A 20627-nucleotide genomic window follows, 5' to 3' on the forward strand; every position below is an offset into this window, starting at 1 on the left:
TCTCAACCTTATCGCGATGAAGTGTGCAGTGAAGTTGCAATATATAGCAATGGTGACCATAAAAATTACTGACAAATGCCTTTTATGCGGTAATTATTACTTTTCCCCGTGTCGGGAAAGCTGAAATTCAGTAAAAACAGAGTTAACAATAAATTTACAATCTGCCTTATCTAGTGATAAGGAATGAACAGATGCTGTTACCGAATGAGACAATACGACCTCAGCTTGATGCGACCCAAAATGCAGACTGTGTGGTAATGGTGCCGCCAAAAGAGTTTCGCTTTAATGAAGAAACCGCGCGTGACAACGAATTTCAGAATCAGATCGCTCTCTCTCAGGAAGAGGTGAGAAGCAAAACACTGGCCGAATTCCGCGCAATGGTGAGCAAACTTCGTCAGGAAGGGGTGCAAGTGGTGGAGTTTGACTACCCTGAATCGGACATTGCGACCCCCGATGCGGTATTCCCCAACAACTGGTTTAGCACCACGGCGGAAGGGGGCTTTTATACCTTCCCGATGGCGTGTGAAAACCGCCGCGAAGAAGTGCGCCCACAAGCTCTGATTGAAGCACTGACGGCTGCTGGCCGCGAAGTGCATCGCCAAGATTCTTTGACTGATTACGTGACGGAAGAGGCTTTCTTGGAAAGCACTGGCGTGATGGTGATTGACCATCTGAATCGCACCATTTATGCCGCATTGTCGCAGCGTTGTGATCGCCTCGTATTGGAAGAGTACGCCAAACGCATCGGTTACGAGCGTGTGATCTCCTTCCAAACCCTGTTGCCATCGGGAAAACCGATTTACCACACCAACGTAATGATGGCGATTGGTGAGCAATTTTGTGTGATTTGCGATGAAGTGATCCCGGAATTTGAGCGCCGTTTCGTATTGAAATCACTGGCCAAAGACAAGCAGGTGATCTCCATTTCTATTGAGCAGATGAACCGTTTTTGCGGCAACATCCTGCAACTGGAAACGGTCAATGGCAGCAAAGTGATCGCGATGTCGCAATCGGCTTATGATGCGTTTTCAGAAGCGCAGCGCAATCAACTGGCAACGCACGGTAAGCTGCTGCCGTTTGACGTGACGACCATTGAAGACATAGGCGGCGGTTCAGTACGCTGCATGCTTGGGGAAGTCTTTTTACCCAAACGCAAAGCGGTGTTGTAAACACCAAACGACATCGTTTCATCGCGCAGAGCCTTTGCTCTGCGCTTTTTATTGGTGTATTTGAGATTCTTATTCTCTTCCCTACACTGTGAAATGGGATGGTTCGTCCTCTAGATTGTGGTAAAGTCCGCGCCTGCGTTTTTTAGCGCAGTGTGACTGTTTTTACTGCCTCTTCAACCAAAAGCACAAGGTTAAGCTAATGCCATTTTCTACTCTCTCTTTGAGTTCTGAGCTGATTCACGCCCTGCCAAAAGACTTCAAGAAGCCGACCGATATTCAAGTGTTGGCCATTCCTGAACTGTTGGCTGGTCAAGATCTATTGGCTTTGGCAAATACGGGCAGCGGCAAAACTCTTGCTTATGGTTTGCCTTTGTTGGAAAAGCTAGGTGTCAATCCAGAGCAAAAAGCGCTGATTCTGGTACCAACGCGCGAGCTGGCAACGCAAGTGAGCGAGGCGATCAACCAAGTTGGTCAAGCTCTTGGTCTCAATGCGGTGTGTTTGTGCGGTGGGGTTGATAAAGAGCAGCAACTGCAAGCACTAGCGACAAACCCTCACATTCTTGTGGCGACAACCGGCCGTTTGGTTGATCTGGCAAACAACGGTTTAGACTTAAGCAATGTCCATTATCTGGTGTTGGATGAGGCGGATCGTCTGTTGGATATGGGCTTTTGGCCTGACGTGCAAAATATTGCAGGGCTGATTTCAAACCAGCGTCAAACCGCAATGTTCTCGGCAACCTTTTCTGATGAGTTGAAGGGTAAAGCGAAGCTGCTTATGCAGGCACCAAAGCAGGTGGCAGCGCATCAAGAAAACAGCACCAACCAAGATATTGCTGAAACGCTGTACCTCGTCAACAAAGGCAGTAAAACCAAGGCATTGATTGAACTGATTCAAAAAAACGCGTGGACTCAGGCGTTAGTCTTTATTGGCGCGAAAGAGAACGCCGATGGTTTGGCGAAGAAGCTGAATAAAGCGGGCATCTCAACCAATGCGCTGCACGGTGACAAGAGCCAAGCAGAGCGAGAAGAAGCATTGGCGCAGTTTAAGTCCGGGCAAACACAGGTGCTGATTGCCACCGATCTACTGGCGCGCGGCATTCACATTGAACAACTGCCCGTGGTGATCAACTTTGAACTGCCGATGCATGCGGAAACTTATGTTCACCGAGTAGGGCGTACCGCCCGAGCAGGTGAGCAAGGCGTGGCGTTGTCATTGGTTTGCCACGGCGAAATGGACGCACTCAGCGCGATTCGTCACCTCACTCAACGTGAGTTACCAGTGCAAGATCTGGAAGGGTTCCCAGTCACAGACAAACCGTCGACAGGCGAGAGCAAACGCGCGCCACGCGACAAAAAAGCCAATCGCCGCACGCAAAATAAAAAGAGCGTTAAGCAGTTTCAAAGTAAGGTGAAGCGGCCAACTGCTCACACCCCGAAGTAACGGATGCCGTGACTTAACACAATGGCAAAATAAGTAAAACCACCGGCATGGTGGTTTTACTTTTTGGGTATCGCAAAAAAGATGGCCACTAAAACGAACCCGTCTCACTGCGCCATCAAGACTGCGTCAGACTTGCTGAGGGACTTAAAGCGATGGCGGCGTTGGCTTCTCGGCGTTGTCGATAATCAGCTGAGCGGCTGTGGCATCGAACAGATAGTCGGTTTCAGCGTCGTCGTCTTGCTCAACAAAGTGGGTCACTCGAACAAAACCTTCGACCTCTGCCAAGTACAGCTTGTTATCATCTTGGTTGAAGTTGCTCCAAGTGGTTTCTTCGGCAATCGAATCGGGCACACTGACTTCACGCAGTGTCTCGCCATGCTGAGTGATGTCACGCCATGCCCCCTTATCAGCGTATTGAGTAAAGCTGTCATGCCAGTCATCGCTTCGTGAGTAATAGATCACGGTTCCATTGGCCAATAGTTGTGCAAATACCAGACCGTCATTCAGACCCGCCATGGGGATCAGATCGACAGAGTCTTGTGTACCTTGACGACTGTTTGCATTGGTTGCGACCGTATCCGCCAAAGAAGTAATCCACGTATCTTGTTGGTTCTTGATCGCACTGATGCCATTACACATCTGTTTCAATGTGGAATAACGATCGCTGCCATCGTCTTTACACCAACTGCCTCTGTTGAAGCTATAGAATCCGCCTTCTAAGTTCTCAGATGACACTATGTAAGCATAAGTGTTAGCAGGGAAGTTCAAATCTTGTGGTGTCACACTTGCCCAAACGTCATCATCGGCACTTTTCTTAAGCACTGTGCTCACGTTCAAGCCGCTGAGGTCCATTTTTTTGGCCGAGACTTTTGCATCCTTCACTGTGTTATTGGTTTGAAGAATAATTGAGCCATCCTCATTAAGGACAATCTTAACAATCGCGTCGCTCTCCGCTTCCCATCCGTCTTTGTCGAGAATCAATTGCTCGGTGTTTGTCATGTCGGTGACTGGGATGAAGGTATGGGTCGTGTTATCAAGTTCATATTCTTGATCAACCACTTGATTATTTTTGTCCAGCTTAACTAAACCAAAGCTAAGGCTGGTTGTGTCATCGCTTTTCTCTCCAGCAAACCAATGCAAGCTTTCTGTCAACATCAACTCTGCGAGGTTCGTTTCAGCCGCACTTTTTGCTGCTTCGTTGATGCTCACCTTGTCTTTTAGGTTTGCACCATTGATGCCGATGTGCTGGGTATCAATGTCTTGTCCTATTTTGATTGGGTCAAAATTTTCACCAGCATTGTCTACGCTCGTGACAACATTCGAGATCGTTTTGAGCACTTCCTCTGCAATCAATGACGTCAGTTTCTCGACACTAATGCCGGCCCCAGAGGCGGCTTCTTCTAACTTATCGGTGTTTTCAGCCATGATGGTGGCAGTCACTTGGGCGATGCGATGCAGTCTTGCGAACTCTTGCTGATTCGCAGTATTTGCTGCTTGTGGGCTTTTACCTTCCACATAGTCGGCGGCCAAATCCAGCTTCGTTCCTAGCTTGGCTTGCACAGCGGCTTTTGCTTTTTCAAGCGTCAGGCCATTTTCAATTTCGTTTTGCACCAGCGTGGTTAATGGGCTGACAAAGTGAGAACCAGGAGGTGCAGTGAGGCGGTAGCTCTTGGTGAGAGGCGCGTCACCGTAGTCAGCATCTTTAGTTTGACCTGCAATGACTTCAATCAACACACTGCCAGTGGCAATTTGCTCAGGGGTCAAATTGTTTAAGGTGAACTCGCCATTATCCCCTGTGATGGTGGAAGGTTCATCACTATCACAGGTTTTATTGGCATTGAGGTCCAAACACGCATTTGCGCCAATAAGGTAGCCATCGGCAGCTCGGGCGGTCAGTGATGATTGAGTATGAGTTTTATCAATAATCGTAGCGTCTTTGTCTTCGCTGCTGCACGCTGCCAATGTCAAAGCAACCGCTATAGCCAATATCGAACGTTGAGGGCTCATCGTTAATTTCATCAATATAAATCTCTTTTTCTATCACGCTCGCTTTGATGGGCGAACGCTATTCATTGTTTCCTTCAATGGAACTGGACGATAACAAAACTTTTATTAACAAACCTATCAGCGATCAAATTTCATTGCCCAGATTTCGCAACGCGAAGTTTTTCGTATGTATTTTGCGAGTCACGTCGCAATGTTCAGGAAGTTAACCTACTGATGTATAGGCGAAAGTTTAACCAGTGCTAGTGAGGGAGTGCGTTTTACTTGGGGGCTAAAGAGATGCCTGCCATTGTTTTTGATTGTTTTGTCGTTGGAGGCTCAAACATCACAAATCTTGATCTTCTTCCCACCGGTTTGGCAAATCACAACTATGTTTAATTTATCTTTTCATGCATCAGTGAGGATATGTTCATGAGCTTATCTATCGTGCAGCGGATCTCCGCTGGATTCGTGTTAATGCTCCTTTTGCTCATCCTGTTGGGGGTTATCAGTACCCTTAAAATTCAAGGGATTAATGACGGTTTGTCTGAAGTTTCTGATCGTGCGACCCCTTTGGTGGTGGCGGTCGCGGGGCTGAAGGAAGCACTGCAAGAGAGTAACCGTTGGGTTTTGGAGTATCGAGCCAGTGAGGAGGCGAGCGAGTTACCACAGTTTTCTAGCCGTTTTAAAGCGCAGCAAGCACGCTTTCGTGAGTTAAGCCAAGAGATGAATCAGTTCACATCAGCATCAGAGAGCCAAGCACAGTTCCAGCAAGTGCTGCAGGCAACCAATCAGTTTTACGTCGATTCGGATAAGGTGCTGGCGAAACATGGCGAGTGGGTGGATGCCTTAGTCAAACGTCGTGAACTCGAAATTGCGTTTATTCGTCTTGAAGATACCTATCAATGGGCAGCGGATTTGCTTTTGCAACAGAGCTCTAGCCAACGCTCCATGCGCAATAAAGCGGAATTGATCACCTCTGGGATTGCGCGAGATCTGAAAAATATTCGCCGTGCCGATGCTAAAACCGATCTCAATGCACTCGAAAAGGTACTGAGTAAAGATATTGAGATGGCGCGCAAACGCCTTGAGCGCGTATTAGTGCCAGAAGATGTCAAAGCACGCTATGTGGCGAACCTCAATCGCTTGCAAGAGCTGGCGCTGGGTAAGCAAGGCTTACTTGAAACCATGCGCCGAGCTCAGCAACTGGAAAACGATCTTGTGATTCAAAACCAGCAGGTGGATACCAGCCTTTCCAACAGCTTGGCAAAATTGGATGACATGGCCAGAGCGGCGGGCACCATTGCAGAGCGCAGCCGAACGTTGGCGGATGAAGCGGTGAGCAGTGCCAACTTCTGGATCATGGCGGTCTCGGCGATTTCTGCCGCCGTGGCTTTGATCATCGGTTATACCACCGCAATGAGCATCAAAAACCCACTACAGAAGATCAACAAAGAGCTCGCCTACATGGCCAAAGGGGATATGACGCGGCGCATCAATTATCAAACGGGCTGTGAGTTTGGTGAGCTTTCACGATCCATTGACATGTTGGCGGACAAAACGGGGGAATTATTGTCGCAAATTACCGCCGGTTCTCGTCACTTAGTGGATGAAGCGAGCCGTTCGGCGGAAATCAGCGAGCGGGCCATGGCGCGGGTGCAAGAGCAGAAAAGCCAGACAGACCAAGTGGCTGCGGCAATTACCGAGCTAGAGGTGAGCGCAACGGAGGTGGCTCGCTCCACCGATGGGGCGAAAGATGAAGTGGATCGTGCCGATGCCGAAGCGAAAAGTGGCCGCCAGAAAGTGGCCAACACGCGCAAAATCACCGAGCAGCTGGCTCATGACATGGAAGCTGCTGTGGGTATCACGCACAAGCTGGGTGAGTTCAGTAACAACATTGGCAGCATTTTGGACGTGATTCGTGGCATCGCGGAGCAAACCAACTTACTGGCACTCAACGCGGCGATCGAAGCGGCGCGTGCGGGGGATGCAGGGCGCGGTTTTGCGGTGGTGGCCGATGAAGTTCGTGCCCTCGCAACACGCACGCAAACCTCAACCGAAGAGATCCAGAAAATGATTGAGAACCTTCAACACTCCAGTAAGGAAGTGGTTGAGGTGATGGGACGCAGCCAAGATCAAACGCGAACGTGTGTGGAGCAGACGCGAGAGATGGACACGGCGCTGCAATCGATCGCCGAGCGCATGAGCGCGATCAAAGAGATGGCCGATCAAGTAGCGCATGCCGCACAAGAGCAGATTTTAGTGAGCCAGAGCGTTGCACACCACGTCACGGGCATTTCAGAAGTGGCGCACGAGACAGAGCGTGAAGCGAGAGAATCGGCCAGCAGCAGCGAAGTGTTGGCGGATTTAGCGGCCAAACAGCAACAACTGATCGCACATTTCAAGGTTTAGGAGGGCGTATGATCAACAAGTGGATTGGAGCGCTGGGTCTCCTAGTGTGTAGCCAAGTCATAGCAAGTGAGTTGGTGATTGAAAGTTGGCGAGCGGATGACAAGGCGTTGTGGGAGCAGAAAATCATTCCAGCGTTTGAAGCTTCACATCCGGGCATCAAAGTGACCTTCCGTCCGGTGAAAAACGTCAACTACATGCCGACGTTGTGGGAAAACCTTAAAGCGGGGAAAGCGGGTGATTTGATTACTTGCCGTCCTTTTGATGATTCCTTAGCGCTCTTTAAAGCGGGGCATCTGGCCGAGATTACCGAAATGGCTGGGATGGAGAATTTCCCGAGCTTTGCACAAGCACCTTGGCAAACCGATTCCGGCGCGCAAACGTTTTGTGTACCAATGGCATCGGTGATTCACGGTTTCTTTTATAACAAGCAGATTTTCAATCAGCTTGGTTTGAGTGTGCCAAAAACGCGTGACCAATTTTTCTCTGTCCTCGACAAAGTGAAAGCCGATGGGCGTTATGTGCCTTTGGCGATGAGTGGCAGCGAGAGTTGGGTTTCGTCCGAATTGGGCTTTCAAAACATTGGGCCGAATTACTGGAAAGGTGAAGATGGCCGCTTAGCGCTGATTAATGGTCAAGAGCGTTTAGATGATGGGCAATACGTGCAGGTGTTTGAAGAGCTGGCGCGTTGGCGTCGCTACTTAGGAACGGGTGGGGAAAACCGAGATTATGGCGCCACCAATGACCTGTTTACTTCCGGCAAGGCGGCGTTTTATGTCGCAGGCTCGTGGGAGATCGCCCCTTTTACCGACAAACTCGACTTTGGCGTGATGCCGCCACCGGTGACCAATCAGGGCGATGGCTGTTTTTTCACTGACCATACCGACATCGGCATGGGGATGAATCCGGCCAGTAAGAATCCACAAGCGGCGATGGCCTTTTTGCAATGGCTGACCACGCCACAGTTTGCAGAGCTTTATACCAACTCTTTGCCGGGCTTTTTCTCGCTTTCAAACCACTTCTTTGAGGTGAGCAATCCTGCGGCGCGCGAAATGATGGAGTGGCGCGACCAATGTGATTCCACCATACGTGTGGCCACGCAAATTCTCTCCCGTGGTCAGCCTAAGCTAGGGGATGAACTGGCGGAAGTAAGCCAAGCGGTGCTGCTCGGTAAAATGGCACCGAAAGCGGCGGCGACGCGCTTAGAAAACGGGCTAAAAAATTGGTATGCACCCCATAAAAACAGCAAAGCCAAAGGTCAGGAATGCCAATGTTCAGCGGCGACGCCATTGGCAACATCAAGCGTCAGTGTTGCAGAATCGGCTGTCGTTTCGGTTGAAGGAGAAGAGAGCCTTTCCGAATAACATCGACTCTGGGGTTGGGCAAAAAGCGGCTGTTTCAGGCCGCTTTCTATTACTCAGCAGCCTGAACACGGGTGGTTTATTGAGGCTGTTGCAGTTTTGCTTTCGCTTCTTCCACTTTAGAGAAATCAAGCCCAAGCTCTTCCACGGCTTCTTTAATCAGCGCAGGATTTTGCATCACTTGCGCCATCAGCATTTGCAGTTGCTCTTGAGGTAAGCCGAGTTGCGCGATGGTCGCCATAGCGGCCAGTGGGTTCTGCGTTAGGGTTTGAAATAGCTCGTTGATTTGCTCGTCGCTGATATTGTTCTCTTTCAACATTCCTAGAATCGGGTTCATCACAGTTCCTTTTATTACCAAATGAAATAGTCGTGAATTCTAACATTGGCAATGGCTGGCGTGAACCTTGATTCACTCACGACAACATGAGTTATTTGGATACACAAATAGAAAAGCCCAAGTTGAGAAGTCTCTCCACTTGGGCTTTTGCATTGGAACTGAGGCGTTCGCGTGAAACGTGCGAATTACACGTAGTACGCTTCAACCGTACCTTTCAGTTGGATCAGCATTGGGTTGCCGTAGCGGTCTTTCGCTTTTGGAGAAGCGATTTTGATCCAACCTTCGCTAACACAGTATTCTTCAACGTCGTTACGCTCTTTGCCGTTAAAACGGATACCGATTTGGTGATCAAAGCACTCTTTTACGAAGAATGGGCTACGTGCGTTGCCCGATAGACGGTCTGGAAGTGCTGGTTTTGCAGTTGTATCGTTCATGTTCTTTAACCTGAAATCGCTAAAAAGTGCGCCATTGTAGACAGAGCCAGCGCTCTGTTCAAGCTCTCTGCTTGCGGAACGTGGCTGGGCAAGTTTGCACGAAGGAAAAAGCCGCCTTGCGCTGAGAAAACATCGCCCCGATTTCTTTCACGCTCTCTAGTACGCAGGTTAGAGGCGAGCTGTGCAGAGCACCAAATGAAAAGCAATTGTTACAATAAGAGTTCAGTTTAATATTTCATTAAGGCTATAATGAGCTTCCTCTCTAAAATCATTATGGACGATTTTAACTATGACACGTCGTTGTACCGCGTGGATTGCCGCTCTCCCTCTTCTGCTTGTTCCTGTCACTTATGCTTATGATCTTTCAATAGAAGAATTTGATGAAGAGATCCTTGTTTTGCTTAAAAAAGCAGAAGGATCGAAAGAACCCGTTTTGTTGTTCGAAGCATCAGAGATTCTAATGTACGACTCGATCATGCAAGAAAATGCGGATCAAGGTTTGAAGTATTTAAAACAATCTGCCGAAATGGGGTTCGCAGACGCCATCAGTGCGTTGGCAGAACATTATTATGGTGAAGAAAACTATCAAGCAGCACTTCCTCTCTATTTGCAGTTGGCAGAGCAAGGGGATGCAAACGCGCTCTATTCACTGGGCGTTATCTATTTTGATGGTGAAGGTGTTGAACAGGACCAAAAAAAGGCGAACCAATACTATTTGGCCGCTGCAGAGAAAGGGAATGCAGAGGCCATGTTCCAGCTGGCATTTTCGTACAACGATGGTTTAGGGGTTACCCAAGATTTTAAGGCTGCCAATCACTGGTTCGCGAGTGCGGCTGAACTGGGTCATTCGTTAGCGACGTATAACTTAGGGGTGAGCTATTTGGATGGCGAAGGTGTGCTTCCTGATTGTAAAAAGGCCATCACCTTATTCGAGCATGCGATTGAGCAAGATGGGGAAGTCAATGCCTACGCTATGATGGGTAAAGTCTATTCGGACTCTCGCTATATGTCGCGATGCGGCATCAAAGCGGCGGATTACAAGCGTGCGATGGAGTACTTCCAACAGGCCGCTCAGTGGGGAGATGAATACAGTCAGTTTATGATTGGCTCTTTTTATTTCAATGGCTTCGGAGTGGATCGCAGTTACGTCAAAGCGTTGGCGTGGTACAACATTGCCTACGATTATGGTTATGAAGAAGCAGAGCAAGCGATAGAAGATCTAAAAGGCAAGATGAGTGCAAAGCAGCTTGTTCAATCTAGCGAATATCAACAAGCGATTGAAGAAACGCTATAAGAGTTGCGCTTGGTTTTGACCTTATCGGCAGTAAGAGAGGACTGAGTACAGTCCTCTTTTTTATTAAGAAAGAATCAAAAAATAGCCAATTCCACCGATGGACAGCATCCCCAGTAAGAATGAGCCAATTTGCAATAAACCGTCACGTTCCATCAAACCAAGCCCCATGATCATCACTACAAAGGCCGGCGCGATGTTGGTAAATGGGAAAGGCAGCGATATCAGTAAACCGAGTAGCAGAATAATACAACCGTTCACTTGATCGACGACGGGCGCTTCCATGTACTGAATTCGAGGGTAGATATACTGCTCAAGTTTACGTACCTTGGGCTCGAACGCTCGAAGAATCGCTTGTACTTTTTCGTTGGGCAGCTCTCTATCCAAAATGACCCTTGGTAGCCACGCTTTTCTCCGCCCCAAAATCATCTGCAACCCGAGTGTTGCTATCAAGATTCCGCCAATAATCGAAACGAGCGGAAGGACATTAAATAATGCGATGAGCATGAGTAACATACCGAAGGTTCGGTCACCCAATCGATCGGTTAAGTTTCTCAAGGTAATTCCGGGAGATTGAGCTTGTTTAATCAGCTCAACGATGACATCGGATGTTCTGCTACGCTGGTTTTCTGGTACAGCAAATAGCGTCTTGTTGTCATCTCCTTGTGGTTCCAAAATTGAATGTCCTTATTGGTGTTTTTAACGCGCCCATCGTAGGGGAGATTGCCTTTCGCATCAATTCTTCTTGTTGATTTTTTTGTATGTTATTTAACGCACTCTGACATAGTGATTTTTCACCATGTGGTCCGCTAAGCGTTCAGCATGAATATGCTTAAAGTTCAACGCCTTTGGTAAGCGGCCAAACAGGGGAATACCAGCACCTAACAGCACAGGAATGGTGGTGATGATCATCTCATCAATCAAATCCTTGGCCAAAAAGCTCTGTACGGTTTTTCCACCATCGATATAAAGGCGTTGATAGCCCTGTTGGTGTAGCTGTTCAATAACCGTTGGCAACGCCCCTTGCACCAAAAATACCTTGTCTTGATAGCCTTCTGGCACACTTTTCAAGGTATTACTCAACACAAAAACCGGCTTGTTGTAAGGCCATTCCACGCCAAAACTGAGCACCATTTCAAAGGTGTTTCTGCCCATCACCAACGCATCAACACTGGCCATAAAATCGGCAAAGCCAAAATCCGATCCATCAGGATTTGGCACTTGATGCAGCCAGTCCATTTCGTTGTTTGGTCCTGCGATATAGCCATCTAAGCTGGTGGCAATGTAGACAATGTTGGACATCGATTTTCTCCTGTAGGTGATTGAGGGCAGAGTGTGTCACAACCCACTGACAATCACTGTCAGTATGGTGTGCAGCGTCCCAATTTGGGATGGGAAATCCGCTATAATGACGGCACGTTTGTTGTGATACAGGATCCCCCGATGCACTATACCTTAGCAGATAAGAGCGCGATTGAAGCGATAAAAACACTTTTTTGTCAAACCTTTACCGATTCGGAAGGTGAAGCTGAAGGGCAGTTGATTGGCCAACTGGCGTCGAATTTGATCGAGCGAACGCACAATGACGATCTTTTTATCTATATCGCAGCGGAGGGTGAAGCGGTGGTGGGCGCGATTTTGTTTACTCGCTTGCATTACCCCTGTGGTACGCCCGTGTTTGTGATGGCTCCAGTTGCGGTGGCCACTTCCTATCATGGTCAAGGAATTGGACAAGCGTTAATTGCTTTCGGCTTGCAGGAGATCAAAGCACAAGGCGTTGAAGTTGCCGTCACGTATGGGGATCCGAACTTTTATCACAAGACAGGTTTTGTCCCTGTTGATACCCAAACCATCGCTGCGCCGTACTCGTTGCAATTTCCCCACGGCTGGCAAGCACAGTCGCTAACAGGTGAAGCACTGCCCGTTTTAAAAGGGCCTGTGACGTGTGTGGCGGCGTTTTGTGATCCGCAATTTTGGTGATCGGTAATCCAGTTACTAACGCGATAAAAAGGAACAATGATGAATATGCAGCGTTTGAAAGCCGCCGAGGAGGCGTTTCTTCTTCACTATCCGGGCGGGTTTGAGCATCCCCAAATGGTGAAAATCGGCAAGAAGCACCAAATGCCACAGCGTGTCCAGCAGGCGCAAGCGTTCTTTGCGCCAGAAGCGTTCAGTCAGCCTCAGTTAGTGGCCGAGAATATGGTGAAAACCATCACTCGCTCCTCCATGGTGTCGGTTTTTGAAAAACCTAAACTCCGTGATTGGGTTAAGGGAATGAGCCATGACGAGCGAGAAAGCTATGCCTATGCGCTGAAAGATATGCTGCATGGTGATAAGGAGTATGGCTTTAATATGATGCACTCTTTGCTCAAACCCGCGCAGCTAGCAAAGTGGTCACTGATGACGATCTTGCCCAACTACTATGCCCCGATGGATGAAGTGTTTGTCAAACCGACTACAGCGAAAGGCGTGATCGGCTTCTTTGAGCTGCCAGATTTGATCTACAAACCGGATCCAAGCTATGCGTTCTATTGCCGCTATCGTGAGCAAATATTAGCGATGAGGGATTGTGTCGACCCAAGCTTGGCGATCAACAATGCCGCTTTTTGTGGTTTCTTGATGATGACGGTCAAGGGAATGGTGTAATGCATGATAAATGTGTATTAGCCACTGTACCTATTCACTTCAGCCCGCATTATAGCGGGCTGTTTGCGTGGTGTTGGCCAGACGTTAAATGCCATCAACCAATTTCTGTAGCGCACTCAGTAGAGCTTCCTGTTCGCTATCAGCTAACGTTGATAATAAGGACTCATTCACCTCAACGGGCAGATGGATCACTTCACTCTTTAATGCTTTTCCTTTGTCAGTGAGAAAAATGCGAAATGAGCGGCGACTCTCTGGATCGGGTTGGCGTTCGACTAATCCAAGCGTTTCCAGTTTGTCGAGAGTGCGGGTGGTTGTGGAGCTTTCCACTTTGGACATTTGTGCAATTTCGCGCTGAGTCACGCCTTCTTTTTCCCACAAACACATCAATGTTGGCCATAGAGCCACGGTGAGCCCATGCTCTTTTAGACGTTTATCGAACTCTTTTGTCGCGTGATTGGCGATGACATTGATAAGCCAACCAAAACTGGACTGGCGATTAAATTCTTGATTCATGATGACACCATTGAAGTAGCAACTATTGCCATGGTAACTAATATTGCGCTGATAAGCACTAGTATGGCTTTGAAGTTGCTCGACAAAACGGGTTGAGAGGTCGTGTCAGAGTGCTGCTTCCCAGTCAGCATCGCCAGTAACATCGGTTTCCCCATTAGCTTGTACACCATGATGGCTGCCACATGCACAGCAATGAGCAGAGGCAAAAGGTTTGCCAATTGGTGATGAATCAGCGCTGCTATGTCGTAAATGTTTTCTGGCAGAGTAAGTCCAATTACCGTAAACCCATCGAATAGGCCGCTCATGATCATTCCTGTCAGGCATTGAACCATCAGTATTGAAAGCAAAGAGATCACCATCAACGCGCCCAGTGGGTTATGGCCAATGGTACTTTCGTGTTTGCCAAGCAAATAGAGAATTACCTTGCGTGGACGGGTAACAAAATGACTGAATCGGCTGGTATCACTGCCCACAAATCCCCAGCAGATTCGCCACAGCAACAGCGTAAAGAGAATTAGCCCAAGTTGAAGATGAGGTCCTTCTCCGCGAGTTCCTGTGGCCATAAGTCCAATGAAAATGGCCGCTTGAAGCCAATGGTATAGGCGTGTTCCAAGATCCCAAACTGTAACTTTTTTCATCGTGTTGATTTCCGCTGTGATTGACATTGACGTTAATTTACACAACAACTGTTGTGTACGCAACAGTTGTTGTGTAAATTAAGTTTCATCGAATGTATTGAAGATCATCAAGGAGAAGAACGTGAGTTTTAAAAATGTGAAAAAAACCGTTGGTATTGCACTCACTCTGACACTGACCGCTGTCACCGTCAGTGCCGAGCAAAGCAGTGTTGGAGATGTGGAATCATCTATCGAAATGAGACAACAGGCTTTCAAAACGATCGAAAACGACACCAAAGCGGCCAAAAGACAACTCAATGAGCGAGATGTCGATTGGCAAGGATTATTGGCTGTGAGCGAGCGTTTGGTGGCTAACAGCGAGTTGTTGCCAGCCACTTTTGTGGCGAATAGCCATCAAGGCAGTAAGGCAAAAGAGAGCATTTGGCGTAATCCAGGGAAGTTTGAACAGCTGCTCTCTGAGATGCGCGAAGGTTATGCCATCGTGCTGAAAGCCAGCCAGAGCCACGATGTTGACTTGGCCGAAAAAGGACTAAAAACGGCGCAAGCAACATGTCAAAGCTGCCACCGAACGTATCGTTCGCGTTGGTAATAACAATATAAAATAGAGAGTAAAGTTATGAAAATTATCACTAAATTTGTTTTGCTAACCACCATGCTATTGGCAGGATTAAACAGCGCTTACGCGTATGATTATGGCGTTGAACTCAAATGGAATACGCAAGATTTCTCACAAGTTCTATCCCAATTTCCGGAACAACGAGCTGCGTTTAGCCGTTTCATTGAAGAGGGAAAAATAAAAGATATGTTTGTACGTGATTCAGCAATTGGCGAACAAAAATTTCAGATACTGCAATTTGTTATGCAAGGTGAGAGCGAACAGGCTGTGCGTGATGAATTGGCGACGTTACCTTTCTTTGAACAAGAGCTAGTGAAAATTAATGCTATCCAACTGTTAGGGGCGAAGTGGTTAGACAATACGCCAGAGCACAATAATTATGGTTTGACTTTCACTTGGAAGGAAGGGATTGAGCCGTTGGAAATAGACAGAGTTTTGGGTATCGATCTCCAGCGTGTAATAACATTCAATCAAGTGGGTACGGTGACGTCGTCTTATATTAATACGCAAGCGATAAACACTGACGTGATTCGTCCGACCTACTTGGTGGCCGTCTTAGCACAAGATGCAGAGCATGCCCTGAAGATGAGCCAACAGTTTGAAGCAGTTCGACTGGGCTATGCCGATGTAGACGTTGTGTATCTTGGAAAAAAGATCAACATGAGCAAGCTGTAAATCCGTGGTGAGACTCCTTGCCGAAGAATGGCTAAGAACAACAAAAAGCCCGCGATGTGACTCGCGGGCTTTGTCGTTAGAGTGGGGCTACCTTTATAGGGCTACTCTTATGGTGTTACCACACCGAACCACATGTCGAATTTATCAAAGACCGACATCAGCGTTTGGAACTGCGCTTGGTTTGAAACACTAAACTCACCGGCTTTGACCTGATCTTGCAGTGTCGCTTGCTTGGTCAGCATTTTCTCAAACGCTTGGCGGGTTAAGTTAATGGTCAAATCCGCGTTATCAAACTGGCTACCAGAGTACGATTTCAATACCGAGTTGCTTAGCTCCATCGAGTAATTGCCGTCGCCTTTGACATTGATGTTCACTTTGATATCGAGGTCATTCGCCGCGTCAGGTTTTACCGTCACGCCGAGGTACTTCATGAACTGATCAAACGGCATATTCTTAGCAATTGCGGCCGTGTCTGGCGTTGCGACGGGTTTGATGCCTTGGCGCAGCTCTTTCGCACCGCCAAGATAGTAGTTACGCCAAGGGCCTGATTCCGCCTGATAACCCAATTGCTCCATCGCATCCGCTTCTAAGTAGCGAGCGTCCATATTGTCTGGGTTGGAGAAAGTCACGTTGTTAAGCAGTGTCACTGCCCAGCGATATTCACCGTTTTTCACCGCTTGTTCAGCCAGCTCAATCACTTTCTCTTCACCGCCCATCGCTTCAACGTATTTTGCGCCTTGTTCAGTTGGTGTCAGCGGGTTCAGGTTGGCTGGGTTGCCATCCCACCATGCACCAAAGTAGAAGTCGTACGTCGCACGAGCATTGTGCGATACCGTACCGTAGTAACCGCGGTTGTACCATTCTTTGCCTAGCGAATCTGGCAGGGTAATTTCTGCTGAAATCTCGTTTGGCGTATAGCCTTTGTTGGCGAGACGCAGGGTTTGGTCATGGACAAACTTGTACATGTCGCGCGTTTTCTCAAGCTGAGTTTGGATCTTCTCTTTGCCAAAGGTTGGCCAGTGGTGAGAGGCGATCATAGTATCGGCTTTGTCACCGTAAGTTTTCAGCGCTTGGTCAATGTATTCAGCCCAAGAAGAAGCATCACGCGTTTTCGCGCCGCGCAGTGTCGAGATGTTGTGGATGGTGTGCGTCATCACTTCCGCCGCCATCATGGTTTTGTATTGTGGGAAGTAGAACATAAATTCCGACGGAGCTTCGGATTCCTGCGCCATGATCACTTCCAGTTCCACACCATCGACCGCCATTTTCTGCCCGGTGATATTGGCGATGTGCGTTGGCTTAACGATGCCGGGCGCACCGGATGAGGTGGTTTTACCCAAACCACCGTCCACTTGACCTTGGCTGCTCGCTTCAAGCAGGTTGCCATACATGTAAGAAGCGCGACGCGACATGGTGTTGCCCGCCATCAAGTTCTCGGCAATCGAGTGAGAGAAAAAGCCCTCTGGCGCAAGAATATCAACTTTACCAGCATCAATCGCTTCTTGGCTGGTGATGCCAAGGATGCCACCAAAGTGGTCAACGTGTGAGTGGGTGAAAATCACGCCGGTTACCGGCGCATCTTCCACTTTGTCACGCAGCAATTTCAGCCCTGCCGCGGCGGTTTCTGGTGAAATGAGTGGGTCGATCACTACCCAACCTTTGTCACCGCGGATAAAGGTCATCACCGAGAGATCAAAACCGCGTACTTGGTAAATGCCCTCTTTCACTTTGAACAAGCCGTCGATGTTGTTCAGTTTTGCTTGGCGCAGCAGTGAAGGGTTGACGGTTTGAATGTTCTTATCTTGTTCAACAAAGTCGTATTTGCTGAAGTCCCAAATCACATTGCCCTTGGCGTCTTTGATGGTTTTTTCTGGCCAAGTGGCAATGTAACCGCGTGAGGCATCTTCAAAATCACTTTGATTGGCGAAGTCGAGGTAGCTTTTGAGTTGGTTGTTTTTCTCGATGGTGAACGAAGAAGCTTGTTTAGGCTCGCTGCTGGTTGGGGCTGCGAACGTTAGAGCAGGGAATAGAGTGGCGATAATCGCTAGCGATACAATCGATTTTTGTCGTTTCATGGTTTATCTCTCTCTGAAAGCGGCGCGTTGAGCATCCGTCGTTAAGGAGAGATTAATGAGTGTGGATTAAACAATCGATAGGCTAAACCTTAAAAGTAAATTTAGTTTTATTTAATCCACTTTGGCGTTAGCCTTCAACATCGTTAACGAAATGTCGCAGTGGCTTGCATCAGAGCACTCTTAAGCCATTGATGTCCGGAATCTTGTTGCTGGCTATGGTGCCATGTCATGTAGATAGGTAACTTATTAAGCTTAAAGGGCAGCGGCATCACTTGCAGTTGGTGCGCTTTGGCCATCAAATCGGCATGCCATTGGCCAGTGACGCAGATCCAATCGGTTTGTGCTGCCAGCATGATGGCGTTGCAGCTGGAACCAGTTTTATAGGCGATGTTTCTTTGTGGTTGTGGCTTCAGCGCCAGTGAGTCAACGATGTCTTGGTTTTGCCTTTTGGTTTCCCACAACAAGTGCTGCTCGGCAAAAAACTGTTGATGAGTGATGGCGTTTTGAATGCGTGGATGATCTTGGCGGCACACCATCACCAAAGGCAGTTCGAACAACAATTCGTTGTGATAACCGTGTTCATCAAACGGCACAGTGGCGAGTATCATGTCCACTTTGCGGGTACGCAAATCCGCTTGGCGATCGCGCTCATCTAAATGTTCTACATCGGCACAGAGCTTGACGTTTGGAGCGTGCTGCGCGAGGTGATCCATCAAGGGAGGCAGCAGCATTAAATCGATGTCTTTATGACTGGAGAGACGAAAAGTGCGATGGCTGGTGTCAGGATTAAACTGCTGACGGGATTTAGCGCCATTAAGCAGCAGGCTAAGTGGCTCTTGGATCTCGGCATGCAGCTCGATGGCAAAATTCGTTGGTGTAATGCCACGACCTTGGCGAATAAAGAGCGGATCTTGGTACTGATCACGCAAGCGATTCAGGGCGTGGCTAACAGCCGGTGCGGTAATGCCGAGCGTTTCTGCCGCTTCGTTTACGCTGCGCGTTTTCATCACCACATCAAAGGTTTTCAGTAAGTTTAGATCCATCGTCATCTCGCTTTGTGCCCATTTTGCGCATCGACTAAACACTGATTTTTACCGATTCACCACCGTGGCTCAAGTCTCTTTATATTTTTGTTTTTGCTTCCAGGAATGAATTAGCCGAGTTTTTGTGACGCGAAAACGCCTCCCCTAATGACGAGCAAGCAATTTGTCAGAGAACTGTTTTTCAAGCTGTTTCAGCCATGTTTGACTCAACAATGGGTGCGATTTTGCAGACACGGCCAACACGATGTCGACCTTAGGCAGTGGTGGAAAATCCTTTAACAACCTTACTTTGTCACCCATACTGAGTTTTCCCATCGCACCAATCGCAAGCCCTTGCTCAACCAAAGCGCGCAGCGCCGATGCGGTATTGCAACAAGCCAGTAGTTGGAAAGCTTGGCCGCGTTTGGTGAGGCCATCAATCGCCGCCGCGTGGTATTTGCAATCTGCTTGAAAAAGAGCGAGGGGCAGGGCGGAGTGGGCTTCGACACAAAAGGTTTGGCTGGCAATCCACACCCCTTGATCGGAGGTGAGCCAATAGCCCTCTTCACTGTTTGGCGCGCGAGTTAAAATGGCGCAGTCCAGCTCGCCCGCATCGAGCTTTCTTCTCAGCTCAATGCTCGGCTCACTGAAGACTTGGATAGAGCATGTGGGTTGCGCTTCATGGAGCAGGGCAATCAAGCGGGGGAGCACTTTCTCGTTGTAATCTTCAGGGCAGCCCAAGCGCAGCGGGCGTTTATCTTGAAAATGTTTGAGCTCCGAGAGGGTTTGATCATGTTGCGATACGAGTTGACGAGCGTGAGAAGTGAGGCGAATACCCGCATCACTCAGTACTAAATAACGCCCTTCTTTGATGAACAGCTCTGCACCGATTTCTTCTTCGAGCTTTCGCATTTGGGCGCTGAACGCCGACTGAGTACGGCTGATCTGTTTGGCTGCGCGGGTAAAACTGCCCGTCTCAACAAAAGCAAGAAAACTGCGTAGTGCTTCAATATCCATATTGAGTCTAATCCATCGTATTTTTAAATAGGTTGTATCAAAACTATCCGTTGGTCGTGGCAAGGAAGTTGACCTAATCTGCGATTGAACTTAACAGAAATAGCAGGGAATGACGATGAAGTTGTACATAGGAAATCAAAACTACTCGAGTTGGTCGCTCAGAGCATGGGTGATGTTTGCCACTTACAACCTTGAGGTGGAAGTGGAAAAACTGGCGCTGTTCACTCCTGAGTTTTATCAAGCTCTGGAAGGCATTACGCCAACGGCGAAAGTACCGACGCTGGTGGATGGGCCGTGCACGGTTTGGGACTCTTTGGCCATTTTGGAGTACGTCAATGAAACACAACTGGCGGGTAAAGCGTGGCCTGACGATCGCGCCTCAAAAGCCAAAGCACGTGCGCTTGCGTGTGAAATGCATTCGGGTTTTCAAGCTCTGCGCAATGAGCTGCCGATGAACTGTCGGGCAAAACGCAAAGTGATGCTTTCAGCGCAAGCTGAGAAAGACGTTGCGCGCATTGATCAAATTTGGTCGCAGCAGATGGCGGCTCACCCTCATGCTTGGCTGTTTGGTGAGTGGTCCATTGCCGATGCGATGTTCGCGCCTGTGGCGCTGCGTTTTGAAACGTATCAAATCCCGCTCTCGGAAACCGCTCAGCTTTATCAGAACAAGGTGCTGGCCAGTGCGCCAATCCAACGTTGGTTAGCGGAGGCAGCGTTGGAAACCGATATTGTGGAGGAAGATGAAGCGGGAGAGCCGATTTAGTCGCCATTCTCGTATCGCTAGTATGGAAGCAGACAACACGGTTTGTCTGCTTTTCTTTTTGTCTTAGTCTTCTATCTTCTTCCCTAGCCCCTAGCCCCTAGCCCCTAGCTCCTAGCTCCTAGCCCCTAGTCTCTAGCCCCTCGTCTCTAGTCCCTCCCCTTTATCTTTAAGTCCATTTATTTTGTGCGGTTATTTGTCTGGTAAACACCGCTAAAGAGGGTGCTTTTTCTTAAAAAT

Annotated in this window: 19 protein-coding genes and 1 pseudogene; 10 read left to right on the plus strand and 10 right to left on the minus strand. The window is 48.4% G+C overall.

Annotated features, from left to right (window positions below; translation table 11 throughout):
- Positions 1-191 precede the first annotated feature (191 nt).
- Positions 192-1169, plus strand: a complete 978-nt coding sequence (locus FC652_RS05900) for an arginine deiminase-related protein (RefSeq protein WP_015728428.1) — start codon at positions 192-194, stop codon at positions 1167-1169.
- Positions 1170-1368: 199 nt separating this feature from the next.
- Complete coding sequence (locus tag FC652_RS05905) at positions 1369-2610, plus strand: DEAD/DEAH box helicase (RefSeq protein WP_176297872.1); 1242 nt, start codon at positions 1369-1371, stop codon at positions 2608-2610.
- Between the two features lie 144 nt (positions 2611-2754).
- Here FC652_RS05905 and FC652_RS05910 read toward each other — a convergent pair whose 3' ends face one another.
- Positions 2755-4629: a hypothetical protein gene (locus FC652_RS05910; protein ID WP_255199136.1), complete on the minus strand. Its 1875-nt coding sequence runs from the start codon at positions 4627-4629 to the stop codon at positions 2755-2757.
- Between the two features lie 396 nt (positions 4630-5025).
- Between FC652_RS05910 and FC652_RS05915 the strand changes: the two genes are divergently transcribed.
- Together FC652_RS05915 and FC652_RS05920 are read left to right on the plus strand one after the other, a co-directional pair.
- A complete protein-coding gene (locus FC652_RS05915) occupies positions 5026-7005 on the plus strand; it encodes a methyl-accepting chemotaxis protein (RefSeq protein WP_176297873.1) in 1980 nt (659 codons plus the stop codon).
- 8 nt (positions 7006-7013) lie between these two features.
- Positions 7014-8276 (plus strand): annotated as a pseudogene (locus FC652_RS05920) (ABC transporter substrate-binding protein); the annotation flags it as partial.
- A 166-nt stretch (positions 8277-8442) separates the two neighbouring features.
- On the opposite strand, the gene FC652_RS05925 reads toward FC652_RS05920, so the two are convergent.
- Positions 8443-8700, minus strand: coding sequence for a DUF2999 family protein (locus FC652_RS05925; protein ID WP_176297875.1), 258 nt, complete (start codon positions 8698-8700; stop codon positions 8443-8445).
- 185 nt (positions 8701-8885) lie between these two features.
- Positions 8886-9134, minus strand: a complete 249-nt coding sequence (locus FC652_RS05930; RefSeq protein ID WP_011081943.1) for a DUF3297 family protein — start codon at positions 9132-9134, stop codon at positions 8886-8888.
- A gap of 289 nt (positions 9135-9423) precedes the next feature.
- On the opposite strand from FC652_RS05930, the gene FC652_RS05935 reads away from it, so the two are divergent.
- Positions 9424-10428 carry a tetratricopeptide repeat protein gene (locus FC652_RS05935; RefSeq protein ID WP_176297876.1) on the plus strand — a complete coding sequence of 335 codons (1005 nt, stop codon included), beginning with the start codon at positions 9424-9426 and terminating at the stop codon, positions 10426-10428.
- A 63-nt stretch (positions 10429-10491) separates the two neighbouring features.
- On the opposite strand, the gene FC652_RS05940 is transcribed toward FC652_RS05935, so the two are convergent.
- Positions 10492-11100 (minus strand): exopolysaccharide biosynthesis protein, encoded by a 609-nt coding sequence (locus tag FC652_RS05940; RefSeq protein ID WP_176297877.1) that lies wholly within the window; start codon positions 11098-11100, stop codon positions 10492-10494.
- A gap of 93 nt (positions 11101-11193) precedes the next feature.
- Positions 11194-11727 carry a dihydrofolate reductase family protein gene (locus tag FC652_RS05945; RefSeq protein WP_176297878.1) on the minus strand — a complete coding sequence of 178 codons (534 nt, stop codon included), beginning with the start codon at positions 11725-11727 and terminating at the stop codon, positions 11194-11196.
- Between the two features lie 141 nt (positions 11728-11868).
- On the opposite strand from FC652_RS05945, the gene FC652_RS05950 reads away from it, so the two are divergent.
- Entirely contained in the window at positions 11869-12405 is a 537-nt protein-coding gene (locus tag FC652_RS05950) for a GNAT family N-acetyltransferase (RefSeq protein ID WP_176297923.1), read from the plus strand.
- 39 nt (positions 12406-12444) lie between these two features.
- Positions 12445-13071 carry a hypothetical protein gene (locus tag FC652_RS05955; protein ID WP_176297879.1) on the plus strand — a complete coding sequence of 209 codons (627 nt, stop codon included), beginning with the start codon at positions 12445-12447 and terminating at the stop codon, positions 13069-13071.
- An 84-nt stretch (positions 13072-13155) separates the two neighbouring features.
- Here FC652_RS05955 and FC652_RS05960 read toward each other — a convergent pair whose 3' ends face one another.
- Both FC652_RS05960 and FC652_RS05965 read right to left on the minus strand, forming a co-directional pair.
- Entirely contained in the window at positions 13156-13584 is a 429-nt protein-coding gene (locus tag FC652_RS05960; protein ID WP_176297880.1) for a MarR family winged helix-turn-helix transcriptional regulator, read from the minus strand.
- Positions 13581-14222, minus strand: a complete 642-nt coding sequence (locus FC652_RS05965) for a cytochrome b/b6 domain-containing protein (RefSeq protein ID WP_176297881.1) — start codon at positions 14220-14222, stop codon at positions 13581-13583. The genes FC652_RS05960 and FC652_RS05965 overlap by 4 nt, the downstream gene beginning before the upstream one ends.
- A 121-nt stretch (positions 14223-14343) precedes the next feature.
- Between FC652_RS05965 and FC652_RS05970 the strand changes: the two genes are divergently transcribed.
- Both FC652_RS05970 and FC652_RS05975 read left to right on the plus strand, forming a co-directional pair.
- Complete coding sequence (locus FC652_RS05970) at positions 14344-14811, plus strand: cytochrome c (RefSeq protein WP_017421407.1); 468 nt, start codon at positions 14344-14346, stop codon at positions 14809-14811.
- Positions 14812-14838: 27 nt separating this feature from the next.
- Complete coding sequence (locus tag FC652_RS05975; protein ID WP_038940518.1) at positions 14839-15513, plus strand: hypothetical protein; 675 nt, start codon at positions 14839-14841, stop codon at positions 15511-15513.
- Between the two features lie 107 nt (positions 15514-15620).
- Here FC652_RS05975 and FC652_RS05980 read toward each other — a convergent pair whose 3' ends face one another.
- The 3 genes from FC652_RS05980 to FC652_RS05990 all read right to left on the minus strand — a co-directional run bounded on the left by FC652_RS05980 (position 15621) and on the right by FC652_RS05990 (position 19627).
- Positions 15621-17588 carry an alkyl/aryl-sulfatase gene (locus FC652_RS05980; RefSeq protein ID WP_176297882.1) on the minus strand — a complete coding sequence of 656 codons (1968 nt, stop codon included), beginning with the start codon at positions 17586-17588 and terminating at the stop codon, positions 15621-15623.
- A gap of 143 nt (positions 17589-17731) precedes the next feature.
- Entirely contained in the window at positions 17732-18631 is a 900-nt protein-coding gene (locus tag FC652_RS05985) for a LysR family transcriptional regulator (protein ID WP_176297883.1), read from the minus strand.
- 144 nt (positions 18632-18775) lie between these two features.
- Positions 18776-19627, minus strand: a complete 852-nt coding sequence (locus FC652_RS05990; protein WP_176297884.1) for a LysR family transcriptional regulator — start codon at positions 19625-19627, stop codon at positions 18776-18778.
- A 115-nt stretch (positions 19628-19742) separates the two neighbouring features.
- Between FC652_RS05990 and FC652_RS05995 the strand changes: the two genes are divergently transcribed.
- Positions 19743-20390, plus strand: coding sequence for a glutathione S-transferase family protein (locus tag FC652_RS05995; RefSeq protein WP_176297885.1), 648 nt, complete (start codon positions 19743-19745; stop codon positions 20388-20390).
- Positions 20391-20627: the final 237 nt, after the last annotated feature.

Source organism: Vibrio sp. 05-20-BW147, from assembly GCF_013369385.1.
In the GTDB taxonomy this organism is placed as follows: Bacteria; Pseudomonadota; Gammaproteobacteria; order Enterobacterales; family Vibrionaceae; genus Vibrio; species Vibrio floridensis.